This window comes from Geobacter metallireducens GS-15 (assembly GCF_000012925.1).
Lineage (GTDB): Bacteria > Desulfobacterota > Desulfuromonadia > Geobacterales > Geobacteraceae > Geobacter > Geobacter metallireducens.
Map to the genome: position 1 here is coordinate 758410 of NC_007517.1, position 17779 is coordinate 776188.

Genomic DNA, 17779 nt, shown 5'->3' on the forward strand with positions numbered 1-17779 from the left:
GGGAAACTTAGCTGAAAATTAGCAGGAAAAAGTTTTTTTGACCGGGGTCAAACGCTGCCGTGGTTCCATGGTATATCGTTATTCCAGAGGGAGAACATCAAACACATCGGCCGGGGCACGGCTTCGGCAAGGAGGAAATCATGAGCGGCACGACCGAATCCCTGGTGGGACGCGCCATTGATCTGAAGGAACTTATCGCATACCAGGAAGGCTCCGTTGTGAGCAAGACCCTCAACGACAAGAAGGTGGGCACAATCACCCTCTTCGCCTTCGATAAGGGGCAGGGGCTGAGCGAGCATACTGCCCCCTACGATGCCTTCGTGGAGATCGTGGACGGCGAGGCCGACATCACCATTGTCGGCACCGACCACCGGGTGAAGGAGGGGCAGTTCATCATCATGCCCGCCAATCAGCCCCACGCCCTGCGGGCGGTGACCCCGTTCAAGATGCTGCTGGTGATGATCCGGGCATAAACCTGTTTATAAAACAGTCAGGCTTTTTTCCCCATCGGCTTCGTAAGCCGGAAGTAAGGGGTTTCTATGGTAGGGCATGGGCGTGGCACGCCTTGTGCTTTAAAGTCAGGTACAATTCGAGATTAATCGGCAATGGCGCCCCGGAACATCAGTTCCGGGGCTTTTTTTTCGAAAGGAGCCTGCCATGGAAAGCGCGACAAAGAACACAGTCATTATCGACGACACCACTCTGCGCGACGGCGAGCAGACCGCTGGCGTCGTTTTCAGCAAAAGGGAAAAGCTGGCCATCGCCCGGCTGCTGGACGACATCGGGGTGCAGGAGCTGGAATGCGGCATCCCGGCCATGGGGGAGGAGGAGCGGGAGGTGATCCGTGCCCTGGTGGACCTGGGGCTCAACGCCCGACTCATCACCTGGAACCGGGCCGTGATCCCCGACATCGAGGCATCCCTGGCCTGCGGCGTTGCGGCGGTGGACATCTCCCTCTCGGTCTCTGACCAGATGATTGCCCACAAACTCCGCACAAGCCGGGATGGGGTCATGGAGCAGCTGAAACGGGCCCTGGGCTTTGCCAAAGAACATGATCTCTACGTCTCCGTCGGTGGGGAGGACGCGAGCCGGGCCGACCTCGGGTTCCTGGCCGAGCTCATGGAGATCACCTGCTCCATGGGGGGAGACCGCTTCCGCTTCTGCGACACTCTCGGCATTCTCGACCCGTTCACCATGTACGAGAAGGTGAAGGCCCTGCGGGCTGCAGCCCCCGGCCTTGACATCGAGGTCCACACCCACAATGACCTGGGGATGGCCACAGCCAACGCCCTCGCCGGCATCAAGGCTGGTGCCCGTTTTGTGAACACCACGGTGAACGGCCTCGGGGAGCGGGCAGGCAACGCGGCTCTGGAAGAGGTGGTGATGGGGCTCAAGCTTGCCTGCGGCATCGACCCGGGGATCGACACCCACCGCTTCCACGAGATTTCCCGCTTCGTTGGAAGGGCCTCCCAGCGGCCGGTCCCCCCCTGGAAGGCGGTAGTGGGGGAGCGGGTATTCTCCCATGAATCGGGGCTTCACGCCGACGGGGTCATCAAGGATGCCCGCAACTACGAGGGGTTCGATCCGGCCGAGGTGGGGCTTTGCCGACACATCGTGGTGGGGAAGCATTCGGGGACCAGCGGCCTTGTGGAGCGTTTCCGGCAGATGGGGATTGAGCTCTCCCGGCAGGAGGCAGGTGCTCTGATGGATGGGGTGCGGGCCATGGCCCAGCGGCTGAAGCGCCCCCTCTCCGACGGGGAGCTTCGAGCCCTCCATGCCGCGGGGCGGTGCGCCCTCAGGGCGGCATGAGAAGAATGGGGCACTCTGGAAATAATGAGTGCTTATATAATGTGCAAATGGAGGTGGCGTAAGCGATGCGCCCCCCCTTGTTTTTTCTGTCCGGCACGCCAATGCTTGCTAACCTCACGGAATTACTTGGCGGGAATTTAATGAGGCGTGATGGCATGCCTTATGCTAATTCGTTACCAGAAGCCGGGGGCACAAAGGTTGTGTCGCTGGCCGGGAAAAGCACTAGAGAAGCAAACGGATCAGCAAGGCAAAGGCGCCTTCCGCTACCAAGCGGAGGCGCCTTTTTTGTTTACTTAGTGGAAAGGAGGCGTGTGCGGGACCCGATGAATCGTGTGCAGTGCAGATGCAATACAATAAAACTTACAAAGGAGTATGGACATGAACAAGACACTGAAGACTTTTTCCCTGGCACTGGCACTGGTGGCCGCCACCTGCGGCGCCGCTCTGGCAACCCCCTCCACCCAGATATGGATTCCGTCCACCGATGTCCAGGCATTCAAGACGGTTCACCTTGGCCTCGATAACTATACCCGCACGTCCAAGCACAACGGCGTCACTACCAATACCTATGATGCCGGCGTGACGGTTGGCGTTCTCCCCTTCGAGAAGCTGCAGATGGAGGTGGGGGTCGACTATATGGAAACCGGTACCAATTCAGCCACCGACAGCAGCCCCTTCTACTTCAACGCGAAGATCGGCACCCCTGAGGATGCCCTGTTTCCCTATTCGCCGGCCCTTGCCGTCGGTGGCTACAATTTCGGTACGAAAGTGGGGGTGACCACCCAGAACATCACGTATGCCCTGGCTGCGAAGACGCTTCCCGTCATCGGGAGAATCTCTGCCGGGTACTACCACGGCAGCGGCAGGGTGCTGGTGGACGAAAACGGAAAGGCCGCCAATGACGGCGTGCTCCTCTCCTGGGACCGGACCATGAGCGAGATTTCCGACAAGCTGTGGGCGGCAGTTGATTACCAGAGCGGCAACAGCGGTGCAGGTGCCCTGAACTTCGGTGTTTGCTGGGCCTTCTCCAAAAACGTCTCGCTGATCGTCGGCTACGACATCTACAACAACGCCTACACCGGCGGCAAGAATACCATCACCACGCAGCTCGACATCAACATCCCTTAGGTCTAAACGACATTCGGAGGTAAGCAATGAAGCTCATCGAAGCGATAATCAAACCGTTCAAGCTGGACGAGGTAAAGGATGCGCTCACCGAAATCGGCGTGGAAGGAATAACTGTGAGCGAAGTAAAGGGATTCGGTCGCCAGAAGGGGCATACCGAACTCTACCGCGGTGCCGAGTATGTTGTCGATTTCATTCCAAAGGTTAAGATTGAGATTGCGGTTGCCGATGAGGTGGTGGCCAAGGTGGTGGAAACCATAGAAAATACCGCCAAGACCGGCAGAATCGGCGACGGCAAGATATTCATCCTTCCCCTCGACGAGGCGGTCAGGATCAGGACCGGCGAAAAGGGTGCCGAGGCCATCTGAGAGGCAGGAATAGATCAGTCCATGGAGGTAACCAATGAAGTTTAAACTATCATTTGTCGCATTGCTGGCAACTGTCGCGCTCTCGCTCCCGGTCGCCCTCCTGGCAGAGGAGGTGAAGACCGCCGCTCCGGCACAGGCTGCCCTGTCCTCGGCCCAGACGGCTGCCCTTGCGCCCGCTGTCACCGCGGCGCCCGCCGCTGCTCCGGCCACCCCTGCCGCACCGAAAAACGTCGATCCGGTTCTCAATACCGGCGACACCGCCTGGATGCTCGTCTCCGCCGCCATGGTCCTCTTCATGATTCCGGGCCTTGCCTTCTTCTACGGCGGCATGGTCCGGGGCAAGAACGTCCTCTCGACGATCATGCACTCCTTTGTCGCCATGGGGATCGTCGGTGTGCAATGGGCGGTGATTGGCTACTCCCTCTCCTTCGGCCCTGACATCGGCGGCGGCCTCCTCGGGAACCTGAGCAAGGCGCTCCTGAACGGTCTCATCACCTTCAAGGATGGCAACCCGGTCTACGCCCTCTTTCAGAACGTGCCGACCGCACCGGGGGCCATCCCTGAGTACGTCTTCGCCATGTTCCAGTGCATGTTCGCCATGATTACCGTTGCCCTCATCTCCGGCGCCCTGGCCGAGCGGGTGAAGTTCTCCGCCTACTGCGTCTTCGTGCTCCTCTGGACCACCCTGGTGTACGACCCCTTGGCCCACTGGGTCTGGATGAGCGACGGCTGGCTCTTCAAGAAAGGCGCTCTCGACTTCGCCGGCGGCACGGTTGTTCACCTCTCCTCCGGTATCTCGGCCCTGGCGTTTCTCATCTTCCTCGGCAAGCGGCACGGGTTTCCCCACGAGCGGATGGCGCCCCACAGCCTGCCGCTGACTATGCTCGGCGTCGGCATGCTCTGGTTCGGCTGGTTCGGCTTCAACGCCGGTTCCGCCATCGTCGGGGCCAACTGCTCCGACGCGGCGGGGGGGCTGGCCGGTCTCGCCTTTGCCACCACGACCATCGCGCCGGCTGCCGGCGGCCTTTCCTGGATGATCGCGGAATGGATTCACGCGGGCAAACCTTCCGCCCTCGGTTTCGGTTCCGGTGTCGTTGCCGGCCTGGTCGTCATTACCCCCGCTGCCGGTTTCGTGCAACCCGGGGCCGCCATCCTCATGGGACTTGCGGCGGGCGTGGTCTGCTATGGTGGCGTGCTGCTGAAGGCCAAGCTCAAGTACGACGACTCCCTCGACGCCTTCGGTGTCCACGGAGTGGGGGGGACCTTCGGCGCCCTCACCACCGGTATCTTCGCCACCGTCGGCGCCACGGGGCTCCTCTCCGGCAATGTCTCCCAGTTCTTAACCCAGGTGATTGCAGTCGTGGCCGCCGGCGCCTATGCCTTCATCGTCACCCTTGTTATTGCCTTTGTCCTCCACAAGACCATCGGGCTCCGCGTGGAAAAGGAAGACGAGATCATGGGGCTCGACCAGACCCAGCATTCCGAGTCGGCCTACAACTGAGCGTTTTGCCGATTCACTCGCAACATTGAAGCCGCCTCTATCGGGGCGGCTTTCTTTGTGCCTCAATTGTGGGCGCTTTGCTGCCTAAATGGTGTGCATGTTTTGCCCTGTTTGCTTGGATTGCTTTGTAACTTGTTGATAATACGAATGGTGCTTCTGGCACGCCTCGTGCCTACAAGGTATGAGGCACCCTATTTAACCGGTCTGCACCAGAGGACCCATGGCGGATGCACTGGCGAAATATCTCCCCGACAACGGCAACGTGGAAGGGGAACTTCTGGAACTGCTTGCCTTCAACGAGAAGATGGCGGAACTGGGGAGGATGGCGGCGGGAGTGGTTCACGAGCTGAACACCCCCCTGTCGGTCATTGTCTCGGCCACCCAGATGATCCTCCGGGAGGAGGAACTGCCCGAGTTCGTCCGCGAGATGGTGGAGCGGGTCAACGAGGAGGCCCACCGCCTGGCCGAGCTGACCAAGGGGGTCCTCTCCTTTGCCCGGCGGGATAGTGGGGGGCGGGCCGAGGCGGATGCGAACCAGGTCATCGGCGAGGTCATGACCTTCCTCCGCTTCGAGGCCGGGAAGCGGTCCATCGGTGTCATCGAGGACCTGGACCACCGGCTCCCCTTCATCGCCGCCGACGCCAACCGGGTGAAACAGGTGATCATCAACCTGGTCATGAACGCCTTCCAGGCCATGGGTGAGGGGGGAACTCTCTTCCTGCGGACGGTTCAGGAGAGCGAGACGGCCGTTACGGTGCAGGTGGCCGACACCGGTCCCGGCATCCCCCCTGACGCCCAGGAGCGGATCTTTACCCCCTTCTTCACCACCAAGGAGCCGGGGGAGGGGACCGGCCTCGGCCTCTTCATCACCCGCAAGCTCATGGAAGGAATCGGCGGCGCCATCGCCGTGAAGAGCGTGGTGGGAGAGGGGACCACCTTCACCCTGACCTTTCCCGTTGCGGAATAACCCTTTAAAAAGCCCAATAACACGGAGAGACGGAGAGCACGGAGTTTTCTTCACACGTTGTCGTGTTGTCGAGGGGTAGGTGTTACTCCCGTTGGCTTGTTTTTTCTCTGTCTCAGTGTCTGTATTGAACCGCCGTTCTCGTAATATGGTTTTTCTCCGTGCTCTCCCTCTCTCCGTGTTATTCTTACTGACAAATTCTAGGGCACGGGGGAATCATGATGAAGGAATTTCTGGAGACGGCGATCCGGGCCGCGCGCAGCGCCGGCGCCATCCAGCGGCAGCGGCTCTGGGAGGAGCACGATATCCGCTTCAAGGGGGAGATCGATCTGGTCACCGAGGTGGACCGGGCGTGCGAGGACCTGATCGTCGCCACCATCCGCGGTGCCCATCCGGGCCACGGCATTCTGGCCGAGGAGGGGACGCGGGATGCGGGGATGTCCCCTCACCGCTGGATCGTGGACCCCCTCGACGGCACCACCAACTACGCCCACGGTTTCCCCTGGTTCTGCGTCTCCATCGCCCTGGAGATCGACGGCGAGGTAAGGCTTGGCGTCATCTACCACCCGGTCATGGACGAACTCTTCACCGCCGTGAAAGGAGAGGGGGCCTTCGTGAACGGCAGGCCCATCCGGGTTTCATCCCGCCAGCCACTCAAGCAGTGCCTCCTCGCCACCGGCTTCCCCTATGACCGGACCCGCGACAACGAGAACAACTTCGCCAACTTCTTCAGCTTCCAGTTTGCCGCCCGGGCCGTGCGCCGGGCCGGGGCTGCGGCCCTCGATCTGGCTTACGTGGCTGCGGGCCGTCTCGACGGCTACTGGGAGGTGAAGCTGAAACCCTGGGACGTGGCCGCCGGCCAGCTCCTGGTCACCGAGGCGGGGGGGTGGGTGACGAACCATGCCGGCGAGCCCTTTGCCATCGACGACCACCGCATTCTGGCTTCCAACGGCCTTATCCACGACGAAATGCTGGCGGTATTGTCGGGTAAAGTGATGTGAAAAAATAGGTTGACGATATATGACTCCTTTGCTAGAGTTTCTCTCAGGTATCTTTAGCAAATAGCTTAACAATAGAGTCGGTTGACAACTGAATAGATTCATTTCTTATCACGAGCGACCGAGGGACTGGCCCTATGACGTCGCGGCAACCCCCCGCAAGGGGACGGTGCCAAATCCTGCGGAACGGCAACGTTCCGGGAGATAAGGAAGAGCGTTGCCGCCGTAACGGCGAAAAATCCTCTTCCGCACCCCGGAAGGGGATTTTTTCATTCAGGAGGCAAAACCACCATGAACATCGCAACCCAGACAGCACAGATCGGACTTGAGTGGGACACCCGCACCGGCGCGGTGACGGTCCCCATCTACCAGACGGCCACCTTCCGGCACCCGGGGCTCGGCCAGAGCACCGGCTACGACTATACCCGCTCCGGCAACCCCACCCGGCAGGCCCTGGAGGAGGGGATCGCCCGCCTGGAGGGAGGCGCCCGGGGCTTCGCCTACGCCTCGGGCATGGCCGCCATCGCCAATCTCCTCCTCCTCTTCAAGAAGGGGGACCACTTGGTGGTGACCGAGGATCTCTACGGCGGTACCTGTCGTCTCTTCGACCAGATCTTCACCCAGTACGAGCTCTCCTTCACCTACGTGGACACGAGCGACATCAAGGCAGTGCGTGCCGCCATCCGCCCAGAAACGAAGGCCCTCTTCGTGGAGTCCCTCACCAACCCGCTCCTCAAGGTAGCCGACATCGCGGCCCTCTCGGCCCTCTGCCGGGAGCGGGGGCTTCTCCACATCGTGGACAACACCTTCCTCACCCCCTATCTCCTGCGCCCCTTCGACCATGGGGCCGACATCACCGTCTACAGCGCCACCAAGTACCTGGCCGGCCACAACGACACGGTCTCCGGCCTCGTGGCGGTGAAGGACCCGCAGCTGGCCGAGCGGGTCTACTTCCTCCAGAACTCGGTGGGTGCGGTCCTGGGCCCCCAGGATTCCTGGCTCACCATCCGGGGGATGAAGACCCTTTCGGTGCGCCTCGACCGACAGCAGGAGAACGCAGGGCGGGTCGCCCAGTGGCTTTCGAATCACCCGCGGGTGCGGAAGGTCTACTACCCCGGCCTCTCCGGCCACCCCGGCCACCCCGGCCATGAACTCCTCGCCCGCCAGGCACGGGGCTTCGGTGCCATGATTGCCTTCGAGGTGGACGAGCATGCGCTCGTGGAGCGTTTGCTTCTGAAGACGGAAGTGATATCCTTCGCCGAGAGCCTCGGCGGGGTGGAAACCCTCATTACCTTCCCCCAGGTCCAGACCCATGCCGATATTCCGCCCGAACTGCGGCAGCGGCTTGGGATCAACGATGTGCTCCTGCGCCTCTCCGTGGGGATCGAGGACGCGGACGACCTGATCGACGACCTGGCCCAGGCGTTTGAAGGCGGGGACCAGGGATCGGGAACCGGGGACCGGTAAAGGCTTTCAAATCGCTTATCGAAAGGAATATTGTATGAAATTCGGCACCCGCATCATCCACACCGGCCACGACATCGACCCCACCACCGGGGCGGTTTCCATCCCCATCTACCAGACCTCTACCTTTCGTCAGGAGTCGGTGGATCACTTCGGCAAGTATGACTATGCCCGTTCCGACAATCCCACTCGGGAGGCCCTGGAGGAGACCATTGCCCAGCTGGAGGGAGGAACTCGCGGGTTTGCCTACGCCTCGGGGATGGCGGCCATCTCGTCGGTGCTGCTTCTCTTCTCGCCGGGGGATCACCTGGTGGTCTGCGAGGATGTGTACGGGGGGACGTTCCGGGTCCTGACCCAGCTCTTCAGCCGCCTCGGCATCACCTCCACCTTCGTGGATGCCACCGATCTGGACGCCATCGCCGCTGCGTTCCGGCCCGAGACCAAGGGGCTCTTCCTGGAGAGCCCGTCGAACCCGCTTCTCAAGATCACCGACCTGGAAGGCGCGGCCCGCATCGCCCGGGAGCGGGGCGCCATAACGCTGGTGGACAACACCTTCATGACTCCCTACCTCCAGAGGCCCCTGGAGGTGGGGTGCGACATCGTCCTCCACAGCGGGACCAAGTTCCTGAACGGCCACAGCGACGTCATCTGCGGCTTTGCCGTGGTGAAGGACCCCGAGTTGGGGAAGCGGATCCGCTTCATTCAGAATGCCTTCGGCGCCATCCTCGGCCCCCAGGATTCGTGGCTCGTGCTCCGGGGGCTCAAGACCCTTCGGGTGCGGATGGAGGAGAGCCAGCGGAGCGCGACCCGCATCGCCTCGTGGCTGGCGGGAGAGAAGCGGGTGACCCGGGTGCTGTACCCCGGCCTTCCGAGCCACCCCGGCCATGCAATCCATGCCCGCCAGAGCTCGGGTCCCGGCGCGGTTCTCTCCTTTGCCCTCGACTCCCTGGAGGTTACCCGCCGGCTCCTGGAGGGGATGAAGCTGGCCGCCTTCGCCGTGAGCCTCGGCGGGGTGGAGAGCATCATCTCCTACCCGGCCAGGATGTCCCATGCGGCCATGCCCCCCGAGGAGCGGGCCGCCCGCGGCATCGGCGACACGCTCGTGCGCCTCTCGGTGGGGCTGGAGGAGGCCGACGACCTCATCGCGGAGATGGACCGGCTCATCAACGGCTGAACCCATTCAGGCAGCACGGTTCTCGCCCCGGGATCCTCGGTATGCTCCGACGGTTCCGGGGCGTTTTGCGTCATGGTCAGACCATCGGGGCATTGGCAAACTTTTCCCCTTTGGGAGTAAAAAGTTTCGATTCTTTGCCGATATAATAGTATAGGTGAAGTTCGGGGAGGAGCTGTTTGTCCCCATGGACACGCACCGGGCAAGGAAAGGATAGTCGGACACCATGCGGATACGGACCACGTTGACGGCGGGTTGCTTCATTTTCGCCCTGCTCACCGCGCTGGTGGGATACTTCGGCGGCCGTGCCATTACCAAAATCAGCGGAGAGTTCGACCGGGTGGCCGAGGAGGTTTTTCCTCTCCTCAGGACGCTGGAGGACCTCCGCTTTGCCGGTCTTCGGATCGTTTCCTCATCCGCCGAGCATACCCTTATCGTGAAACAGAGGGGCGATGCCGCGCGGCGAGGGGACTCGATTGTATTGGCCTCGTCAGGAATCGAGACCCTTGATGAGGCCCTCGCACGGCTGCAGTCGCTGAGTTCCTCCCTCGACCCCGAAGAGCGCCCTCTGGTGGCCGATGTGGATCGGGCCGGGCGAAGGCTTCTCGAGACGAGCAGGGTGCATCTGCGGCTGGTCCTGTCGGAAGCCCCGGAGGCTGAGCTTCGCAGCATTCGTGAGCGGTCACGGGGGGAGGAGGGGGCCTTCTTTGCAGCGGTCAGTCAGGCCTTTGCCCACAAAAGCGAGGAACTCGACGCCGCCAAGGCCGAGGTGCGGCAAGCGATCAGAACAGCACAGTTCACCATTGCCGTGGCCTCGCTGGTTGCCCTCGTTCTCGCCATCGGCGGCGGGTCCCTCGTCGCCGCTTCCATTTCCCGTCCCATAGCGCTTCTCCGCGACGGCGTCGAACAGGTAGGGCAGGGGCTTCTCGATACGCGGGTCGAGGTGACGGCCCGCAACGAGATCGGCACCCTCGCCGTCGCCTTCAATCGGATGACAGGGGAGCTGCAATTCACCAAGAACGAGATCGTCACGGCGAGGAACTTCCTCGACAACGTGATCCAGTCCATGGCCGACGCCCTCGTCATCCTCTCCACCGACTGGACGATCATCAGCGTCAATCCGGCCCTCTGTACCATCCTGGGCTATGGCGAGAACGAACTCCTGGGGAGTCCCTTCGGCCGGATTGTCGCCGGCGGTGCGGAGGAGAGAGAACTCCTGCGTGAAATGGCCGAGCGGGGGCAGGTGCCGGAACGGGAACTCATCTACCTTGCCAGGGATGGTGCCGCCATCCCGGTTTCCGTTTCCGGAGCGGTCATGAGAAGCCCCACCGGCGAGGTGGTGGGGATTGTCTGCATCGCCCATGACATCAGCGAGCGGAAGCGGTCCGAGGAGGAGATCCGCCGGCTGGCTTTCTACGACCCCCTTACCCGGCTCCCCAACCGCAGCCTCTTTCAGGACAAACTCGCCCAGGCCATCCGGCGGAGCCGCACCGACGGCGACATGATCGCCCTTCTCTTCCTCGACCTGGACCGGTTCAAGGACATCAACGACACACTGGGGCATGCCTACGGCGATCAGCTCCTGTTGGCCGTTGCCGCCCGGCTTGGCGACAATCTTCGTCCCACCGAGTTTCTTGCGCGGCTCGGCGGCGACGAGTTCGTGTTTCTGGTTACCGGCCTCCGCGACAAGAGGAGCGTCGGGAGCCTCGCCCATTCCATTCTCGAATTGCTCAACACCCCCTTTGAGATCGACGACAAGGAGTTGTTCATCTCGACGAGTATCGGTATTGCCCTCTCCCCCGGTGATGGCGATGACGGCGACACCCTCCTGACCCACGCCGACATGGCCCTCTACGCGGCCAAGGAGCAGGGGCGAAACGCATTCAGCTTCTTCTCCGAGGAATTGAACCGCGAGGCCCGGGAGCGCCGCCACCTTGAGGGGAGCCTCCACCGTGCCTTTGCCAACGACGAGTTCTTCCTGGAGTACCAGCCACAAATAGAGCTACGCAGCGGAAGGATCTTCAGTTTCGAGGCCCTGGTACGCTGGCAGCATCCCGAAGACGGGCTTATCTACCCGAATCGTTTCATCCCGGTGGCGGAGGAGACCGGACTCATCCGGCGGCTCGGCGAGTGGGTCCTGCGGACCGCCTGTCTCCAGTGCCGGCAGTGGCAGCAGCCGGGGCTTCCGCCGGTACGGGTGGCAGTCAACGTGTCGGGGCACCAGTTCAACCAGCCGGGGTTCATCGACATGGTCGACCGGGTCCTGGAGGAAACGGAGCTTGATCCGGAACTCCTGGAACTGGAACTGACCGAAAGCTCCCTCATGGCCGGAGCCCAGGAATCCATCATGACCCTCATCGACCTGAAGGTCCGGGGGATCCACCTGGCCATCGACGATTTCGGCACCGGCTACTCTTCCCTCAGCTACCTCAAGCACTTTCCCCTCGACCGCCTCAAGATCGACCGCTCCTTTGTCCGGGACATCGTCAAGGACCTGGACGACCGGGCCATTGTCGAGGCCATTATCGCCATGGCCCACAGCCTGGGGCTGCGGGTCCTGGCCGAGGGGGTCGAACATGAGGATGAACTTGAGCTGCTCAAGGAGCGGGGGTGCGACGAAGTGCAGGGGTTTTACTTCGCCCATCCCCTGCTGCCCGCGGCGGTCGAGGAGAACCTGAAAGTCCGCTGAAATCCCCCCGCTGTTCCCCCCATGGGGTTCGCCGTCTCCCGTTTCAGATTTCCCCGTAACGCTTTCGCAATTCTGCAAATAATACTGGATTTTTTTATGACGTATACATAGTATGTCCTTTGACTTCGCTAACTTTCAGGACAGGGGATCCCGTGCGCCGCTATTTTTTTGCCTTCATGAACAACCTGAAGCTGCGCTGGAAGATGCTGGTGCTGGTGCTCCCCCTCGTGACGGTTCCGATCGTTCTGGTCGGTGGGGTCATCAGCTACATTTCAACCCAACAGGCGTACCGGGGGATCACCCAGACCAGCAAGGACGACCTGGCCCACATGGCCAGTTTCACCATCGACCTCCTCAATTCCCACTACCAGCAGTTCCAGGTATACAAGCAGGACAAGCAGCGGAGCACCAACCTGGAGCTGGCCACCCTCACCACCCTTGCCTACAACATGGTGGAGGCCCAGCATCGCCAGTACAAGAGCGGCAAGGTCGACCTCCGGACCGCCAAGGAAGAGGCCCGCAAGGCCCTGAAACGGGTCAACGTGGGGACGACCGGCTACATCTACGCCATGTCCACCAAGGGGGATCTGGAGGTGCACATCGCCCGGGAGGGGGAGAACGTCTACGAGGAGAAGGACGAGAACGGCCGCCCCTTCATCCGGATCATGTGCGAGAACGCCCTGAAGTCCAAGCCGGGGGAGGTCCTCTACATCGTCTACCCCTGGCGCAACCCGGTGCTCGGCGACAAGTATCCCCGCAACAAGGTGGTTGCCTACCGTTATTTCCGGGAGTGGGACTGGATCATCGCCTCGGGGGGCTACCTGGAGGAGACCTACGAAGACCTCGCCTTTGAGCGCCGCTCTTTCCAGGAGCTGAAGGATAAGATCAAGAGCAAGAAGGTGGGGGATACCGGCTACATTTTCTGCATGGACGACAAGGGGAACTTCACCGTTCACCCCGGCGGGGAGGGGAAGAATTTCCTCAACGCCGTGGATTCCAGCGGCCACAAGTTCATCAAGGAAATGGTGGAGAAGAAGCGGGGCTGGATCCGCTATCCCTGGCTCAACCCCGGGGAAAAGAACCCGCGGATGAAGATCGTCCGCTACGACTACTTCAAACCGTGGGGATGGATTGTGGCGGTCGGCTCCTACGAGGACGAGTTCTACGGGGAGGCCAACAAGATCCGGGGCCGGATCGCAGCCTCCATGACGCTGCTGACCATTGTGACGAGTGTTGTGGCCACCGGGCTGGTCTTCCTGGCGGCCAAGATTTTCACTCAGCCCATCATGCACATGATCGACGTGATCCGTAGGGTGAAGAAAGGGCGGCTCGACGAGCAGATGGAGGTGGATGCGGGGGATGAGCTGGGCGAGATGGCGTCGGCCTTTAACCTGATGACCGCCATGATCCGCCAGAACAAGGAGATGGAGGCAAGCCTCGCCCAGCAGGGGAAGATGGCGTCCCTCGGTGTCCTCTCCTCGGGGGTGGCCCACGAGATCAACAACCCACTCGGGGTTATCCTTGGCTACGCCTCCTACATCGAGGGGAAAACCAGCGAGGATGATCCCAACTACAGGTTCATCCACGAGATCAAGCGGGAGAGCAAGCGGTGCAAGAAGATCGTCCAGGATCTCCTCTCCTATGCCCGCACCCCCAAGCCGGCCCTGGAGTGGACCGACGTGAACGACCTGCTGGGGCAGATCGTCGATTTCGCCGCCAATCACACCGACATGCACCACGTGACCGTCGTGAAGGATTTCTCTCCCGAATTGCCCCGGGTCATGGTCGACGGCGACCAGATCAGGCAGGTGGCCATCAACCTGATCCTGAACGCCGGAGCCGCCATGTCCGGGGAAGGGACCCTGACGGTGAAATCGTTCCTGGACGGCGAGGGGTACGTAAACATCGTCTTCTGTGACAACGGGGCGGGAATACCCGCCGAGGACATCGAAAAAATTTTCGAGCCCTTCTTCACCACCAAGGCCAAGGGGACGGGGCTCGGCCTTGCCATCACGAAGCAGATCATCGAGATGCACCATGGCAAGATCAGCATCCTGAGCGAAGTGGGGAAGGGGTCCGACGTGATTGTGAAGCTGCCGGTGGACCGGGACGAGCTGTGACGGCCGGTAGGAACGAATTTTTTTCACAGGGGTAGAGAGTGTCCGAAAACAAGCGCATCATGCTCATCGACAACGAGGAGGGGCTCTGCCGGATGATGGAGGCGGTGCTTCTGGATAGCGGCTATGGCGTGAAGGGGTACACCCGCTCCTTCGAGGCGGTGGAGGAGTTTCGGCCCGGCGACTGGGATCTGGTGGTCTCGGACATCAAGATGCCGGGGATGGATGGTCTGGAGGTGCTCCAGCGGATCAAGGCCAAGGAGCCGGCCATTCCGGTCATCATGATCACCGCCTACGCCACGGTGGAGATGTCGATCCAGGCCCTGCGCCGGGGCGCCTACGACATGCTGACCAAGCCCTTCGAGCCCGAGGAGCTCCTCTACCGGGTGAAAAACGCCCTCAAGCACACCGAGCTTCTGGAAGAGAACCGGGAGCTGCGCGAGAAGCTGGTGGGTAAGTTCCGCTTCGACAACATAATCGGCGCCTCGGACGGGCTCAAGGGGGTTTTGGAGAAGGTGGAGAAAATCGCCATCCGGGACACGTCGGTGCTCATCACCGGCGAGTCGGGGACCGGCAAGGAGCTCATCGCCCAGGCGATCCACTACAACTCGGTCCGCAAGGAAAAGAAGTTCGTTGCCATCAACTGCGGTGCCCTGCCGGAGACGCTCCTGGAGAGCGAGCTCTTCGGCTACCGCAAGGGGGCCTTCACTGGCGCCAAGGAAAACCGCCAGGGACTTCTGGAGGCGGCCGACGGGGGAACCCTGTTTCTGGACGAGGTGGGGAACCTCCCCATGAACGTGCAGAAGACGCTTCTCCGTTTCCTCCAGGAGCAGGAGTTTCTCCGCATTGGCGACACCACCCCCACCAAGGTGGACGTGCGGATCATCTCGGCCACCAACGCCGACCTGCGGGAAGGGGTCAAGAGCGGCGCCTTCCGGGAGGACCTCTACTACCGCCTCAACGTGGTGAACCTCCATCTCCCGCCGCTGCGGGAGCGCAAGGGGGATATCCCGCTCCTGGCGGCCCATTTCATTGCCCAGCAGAACAAGAAATTCGACACCGCAATCAAGGGGTTGTCACCCGACTCCCTGGAAGCGGCCGTTGGCTATGCCTGGCCCGGCAACATCCGCCAGCTCAGGAACGTGATCGAGGCCTGCACAGCCATGGAGAGCGGCGAATACATTACGCTGTCGGTCCTCTCCCAGTTCATCGAGCTTCCCGAGCCACGGGACGAGCCGGCCGTGGAGGCGGAAGGGGAGGAGGGTGCCTACGCCCAGGCCCTTTCCCGCTTCGAGATGGACTACATCCGGGGACTGTTGCGGAAAAACCGTGGCAATGTGGAGGCAGCCGCCCGTGAGGCGGGGATGAACATGGCCACCATCTACCGGAAAATGAAGAAGTACAACCTGCGCCGCGAAGAATAGCTCCAGCTCCCTCTCTCATCTTTGCATTTTTGCAAAACCCCGAAGAATCCCCCTCGCACCCCTGCGAGGGGAAGGGCCGCAATGTTGCAAATGACAGCAATGTCAATGTGTTATGCTCTGTTGACGGTCTCCGTAGCCGCCTCTCTCCGACTCGCCGCCACTTCTCTCCTTGCATGCCTGCAAAAACACCGTTAGATATCTCTCCTCGCTTTTGGTTCACAGCGAACTGAATACTGTTTTTAAGTGTTTGTAATTACTGTGATATTTGGTTTGTAAAAATATTTTCACCGATTTGGTATACAGGTTGCTCTTACCAAAATCAGTTACTCCTTCGAAAAGCATGGGTCGGAGCCGGGGATGGTGACGACCAGATGAACCGGCACTCCTCCCATGCGCGGCAGAAAAACCGAAACGGTTTAGTGATAGAGGTTCCCATGAAGGACGGAATTGTCTGCCCCTTCTACGGCAAAAGCGATGACATCTGCGACGTGGGGTGCGGTTACATCTCACCCCACGACGTCAACATGATCATCAAGTTCTGCAGCTGCCGGTACCGCGAGTGCATGAAGTACCAGGAGCTGTCGGAACGGTTTCCCCACGAGGTACTTACACCGGTAAAGTGTTGAGCAATAAAAGGAGGAAGTCATGCTGTACAACCTGAGTCTGCACCTTGATGGACCGTATATCCTGTATGCCCTGACGATTGTGGCGGCCTTAACGGTTATTTCTTTGGTAAAGGAGAAGAGAGATGAGCGAAAGAGAGCTTGAACTGCTGGCTAGAATTGAGCAACTGGAGCGGCACACCTGGCGCAACAGCGCCATCCTCCGTGCGGTAGCCATGGTGGCCGGCACTGCCATGATAGGTCTCTTCATCGCCTCGGGGGTTGTGGGGGGCGGACACGGGAGCCACTGGAGCGGACCGGCCTGGAACACCATGTGGCTCTACGGCCTGTTCGCGGCGAATGCGGTGTCCATGTTCTGGACAACCCATAAGAACTAGGAGAATAGCCATGCCAATGTCAATCAAGAACGCAATCCTGCTCTTTGTTGTGGTGGCCCTTTGCGCCGCATTCAGCATGAGGATATTCCAGGGACTCGACGAGATGATGGGCGACCAGTACTGGGTCGTCGACACCACCCAGGGAGACCACGGGTGGTACGCCATGGGGCTCCTCCCCCATGTGAAGCTGATGGCCAAGGATGTGGTCAAGGCCGTAAACACCGACGCCGACAAGAGCAACAACTACGAGATCTATGCCCAGGCAGGGGATTTTGCCGGCAACTCGGTTTACGGGATCTGCTACGGCATCCCCCTCATCATGTACCTGATCTGGTTCGCCTTCATCCTTGGCTTCCCTGACCGGGTTGATCCGTATCTGTTGCCGCGTAAGATATTCACCCTTGCCGTCATCACCTGCTGCTCGATTGTCGTGAACCTCTTCCTGATGCGTATTACCGCCGACTTCGCCACCGATCCCATGTCGCGCATCGCCAACGTGGCAGGCAACCACGCATCGCTTCTGTTCCATAATGCCGGCATCTGGTTCGCGATTCTCTTCTCGGCCCTGGGAACCCATGCCCATTCCGCCCAGGAAACGAGCGCTCCCGACAGCCGCCAGTGGCAGACCCAGGCCAACGAGAAGTTCTCCTGGATGTTCATTCTCCTTGGCGCCGTGACCGTGCTTGAGCTCTTCCTGGTGAAGGGCAAGCTTGCCCTCCCCGACGCGGCAGTCGACTACTCGGTCTGGCTCATCTGGGTGGTGATCTTCATGCGGATGTTCGGCTTCTCTCCCAAGTACTGGTTCAAGCGTGGCCGCGGCCTCGCCATCATGTTCGTCGGCACGGCCCTGACCCTCGTGGCCTTCTACTTCCTGGAGCGGTTCACCGGAAACCTCGGCGCCGGCTTTGCCTCCCCGATTCTGGCCAAGGCCCTTGGCGTGGAGAACCAGAACATCGGCCTCTCCCTTATGATCTCCATCTACCTGATCTTCTGGATGGAATTCTCCGCGGCCATCCGGATGAACGGTCCGGCCAAGAGTGCGGTGGAACAAAAGCATTAAGGCAGGGACCCGGGACCGGGGATCGGGACCGGGAAAAACCTGAAAAACAGAAGAGGCGGCGGGATTTCCCGTCGCCTCTTCGCGTTTAT

At 60.9% G+C, this 17779-nt stretch carries 16 protein-coding genes and 1 riboswitch; all 16 genes read left to right on the top strand.

All coding sequences use genetic code 11. From position 1 onward, the window contains the following. The first annotated feature begins 140 nt into the window (after positions 1-140). Complete coding sequence (locus GMET_RS03470; protein WP_004514082.1) at positions 141-473, top strand: cupin domain-containing protein; 333 nt, start codon at positions 141-143, stop codon at positions 471-473. 184 nt (positions 474-657) lie between these two features. Beyond that, a complete protein-coding gene (gene nifV, locus GMET_RS03475) occupies positions 658-1809 on the top strand; it encodes a homocitrate synthase (protein ID WP_011365709.1) in 1152 nt (383 codons plus the stop codon). Between the two features lie 378 nt (positions 1810-2187). Further along, a complete protein-coding gene (locus tag GMET_RS03480; RefSeq protein WP_004514084.1) occupies positions 2188-2937 on the top strand; it encodes a hypothetical protein in 750 nt (249 codons plus the stop codon). A gap of 26 nt (positions 2938-2963) precedes the next feature. Further along, complete coding sequence (locus GMET_RS03485) at positions 2964-3302, top strand: P-II family nitrogen regulator (protein ID WP_004514085.1); 339 nt, start codon at positions 2964-2966, stop codon at positions 3300-3302. Between the two features lie 34 nt (positions 3303-3336). Beyond that, a complete protein-coding gene (locus tag GMET_RS03490) occupies positions 3337-4803 on the top strand; it encodes an ammonium transporter (RefSeq protein ID WP_011365710.1) in 1467 nt (488 codons plus the stop codon). A gap of 220 nt (positions 4804-5023) precedes the next feature. After that, positions 5024-5770 carry a sensor histidine kinase gene (locus tag GMET_RS03495; RefSeq protein ID WP_004514087.1) on the top strand — a complete coding sequence of 249 codons (747 nt, stop codon included), beginning with the start codon at positions 5024-5026 and terminating at the stop codon, positions 5768-5770. 218 nt (positions 5771-5988) lie between these two features. Then, on the top strand, positions 5989-6768 hold the full coding sequence (locus tag GMET_RS03500; RefSeq protein ID WP_004514088.1) for an inositol monophosphatase family protein: 780 nt from the start codon (positions 5989-5991) through the stop codon (positions 6766-6768). Positions 6769-6870: 102 nt separating this feature from the next. After that, positions 6871-6976: riboswitch (SAM riboswitch) on the top strand. Between the two features lie 80 nt (positions 6977-7056). Further along, positions 7057-8232: a trans-sulfuration enzyme family protein gene (locus tag GMET_RS03505; RefSeq protein ID WP_004514089.1), complete on the top strand. Its 1176-nt coding sequence runs from the start codon at positions 7057-7059 to the stop codon at positions 8230-8232. A gap of 34 nt (positions 8233-8266) precedes the next feature. Beyond that, a complete protein-coding gene (locus GMET_RS03510; RefSeq protein WP_004514090.1) occupies positions 8267-9403 on the top strand; it encodes a trans-sulfuration enzyme family protein in 1137 nt (378 codons plus the stop codon). Between the two features lie 223 nt (positions 9404-9626). Beyond that, positions 9627-12089: a putative bifunctional diguanylate cyclase/phosphodiesterase gene (locus GMET_RS03515; protein ID WP_011365712.1), complete on the top strand. Its 2463-nt coding sequence runs from the start codon at positions 9627-9629 to the stop codon at positions 12087-12089. A gap of 152 nt (positions 12090-12241) precedes the next feature. Then, positions 12242-14209 carry a cache domain-containing protein gene (locus GMET_RS03520; protein WP_004514092.1) on the top strand — a complete coding sequence of 656 codons (1968 nt, stop codon included), beginning with the start codon at positions 12242-12244 and terminating at the stop codon, positions 14207-14209. Between the two features lie 38 nt (positions 14210-14247). Next, entirely contained in the window at positions 14248-15630 is a 1383-nt protein-coding gene (locus GMET_RS03525) for a sigma-54-dependent transcriptional regulator (protein WP_004514093.1), read from the top strand. 434 nt (positions 15631-16064) lie between these two features. Next, positions 16065-16256 carry a hypothetical protein gene (locus tag GMET_RS03530; RefSeq protein WP_004514094.1) on the top strand — a complete coding sequence of 64 codons (192 nt, stop codon included), beginning with the start codon at positions 16065-16067 and terminating at the stop codon, positions 16254-16256. A 19-nt stretch (positions 16257-16275) separates the two neighbouring features. Next, positions 16276-16398, top strand: coding sequence for a hypothetical protein (locus GMET_RS19140; protein ID WP_004514095.1), 123 nt, complete (start codon positions 16276-16278; stop codon positions 16396-16398). After that, positions 16379-16630 carry a hypothetical protein gene (locus tag GMET_RS03535; protein WP_004514096.1) on the top strand — a complete coding sequence of 84 codons (252 nt, stop codon included), beginning with the start codon at positions 16379-16381 and terminating at the stop codon, positions 16628-16630. Before GMET_RS19140 ends, GMET_RS03535 begins: the two co-directional genes overlap by 20 nt. A gap of 10 nt (positions 16631-16640) precedes the next feature. Further along, complete coding sequence (locus GMET_RS03540; protein WP_004514097.1) at positions 16641-17690, top strand: hypothetical protein; 1050 nt, start codon at positions 16641-16643, stop codon at positions 17688-17690. The last annotated feature ends 89 nt before the right edge of the window (positions 17691-17779 follow it).

Coding starts and splice junctions, on each gene's coding strand:
- GMET_RS03490 (WP_011365710.1), top strand. CDS start 3,337: ATGAAGTTTAAACTATCATTTGTCGCATTGCTGGCAACTGTCGCGCTC.
- GMET_RS03505 (WP_004514089.1), top strand. CDS start 7,057: ATGAACATCGCAACCCAGACAGCACAGATCGGACTTGAGTGGGACACC.
- GMET_RS03470 (WP_004514082.1), top strand. CDS start 141: ATGAGCGGCACGACCGAATCCCTGGTGGGACGCGCCATTGATCTGAAG.
- GMET_RS03530 (WP_004514094.1), top strand. CDS start 16,065: ATGAAGGACGGAATTGTCTGCCCCTTCTACGGCAAAAGCGATGACATC.
- GMET_RS03515 (WP_011365712.1), top strand. CDS start 9,627: ATGCGGATACGGACCACGTTGACGGCGGGTTGCTTCATTTTCGCCCTG.
- nifV (WP_011365709.1), top strand. CDS start 658: ATGGAAAGCGCGACAAAGAACACAGTCATTATCGACGACACCACTCTG.
- GMET_RS03480 (WP_004514084.1), top strand. CDS start 2,188: ATGAACAAGACACTGAAGACTTTTTCCCTGGCACTGGCACTGGTGGCC.
- GMET_RS03510 (WP_004514090.1), top strand. CDS start 8,267: ATGAAATTCGGCACCCGCATCATCCACACCGGCCACGACATCGACCCC.
- GMET_RS03540 (WP_004514097.1), top strand. CDS start 16,641: ATGCCAATGTCAATCAAGAACGCAATCCTGCTCTTTGTTGTGGTGGCC.
- GMET_RS03500 (WP_004514088.1), top strand. CDS start 5,989: ATGAAGGAATTTCTGGAGACGGCGATCCGGGCCGCGCGCAGCGCCGGC.
- GMET_RS19140 (WP_004514095.1), top strand. CDS start 16,276: ATGCTGTACAACCTGAGTCTGCACCTTGATGGACCGTATATCCTGTAT.
- GMET_RS03495 (WP_004514087.1), top strand. CDS start 5,024: ATGGCGGATGCACTGGCGAAATATCTCCCCGACAACGGCAACGTGGAA.
- GMET_RS03535 (WP_004514096.1), top strand. CDS start 16,379: ATGAGCGAAAGAGAGCTTGAACTGCTGGCTAGAATTGAGCAACTGGAG.
- GMET_RS03485 (WP_004514085.1), top strand. CDS start 2,964: ATGAAGCTCATCGAAGCGATAATCAAACCGTTCAAGCTGGACGAGGTA.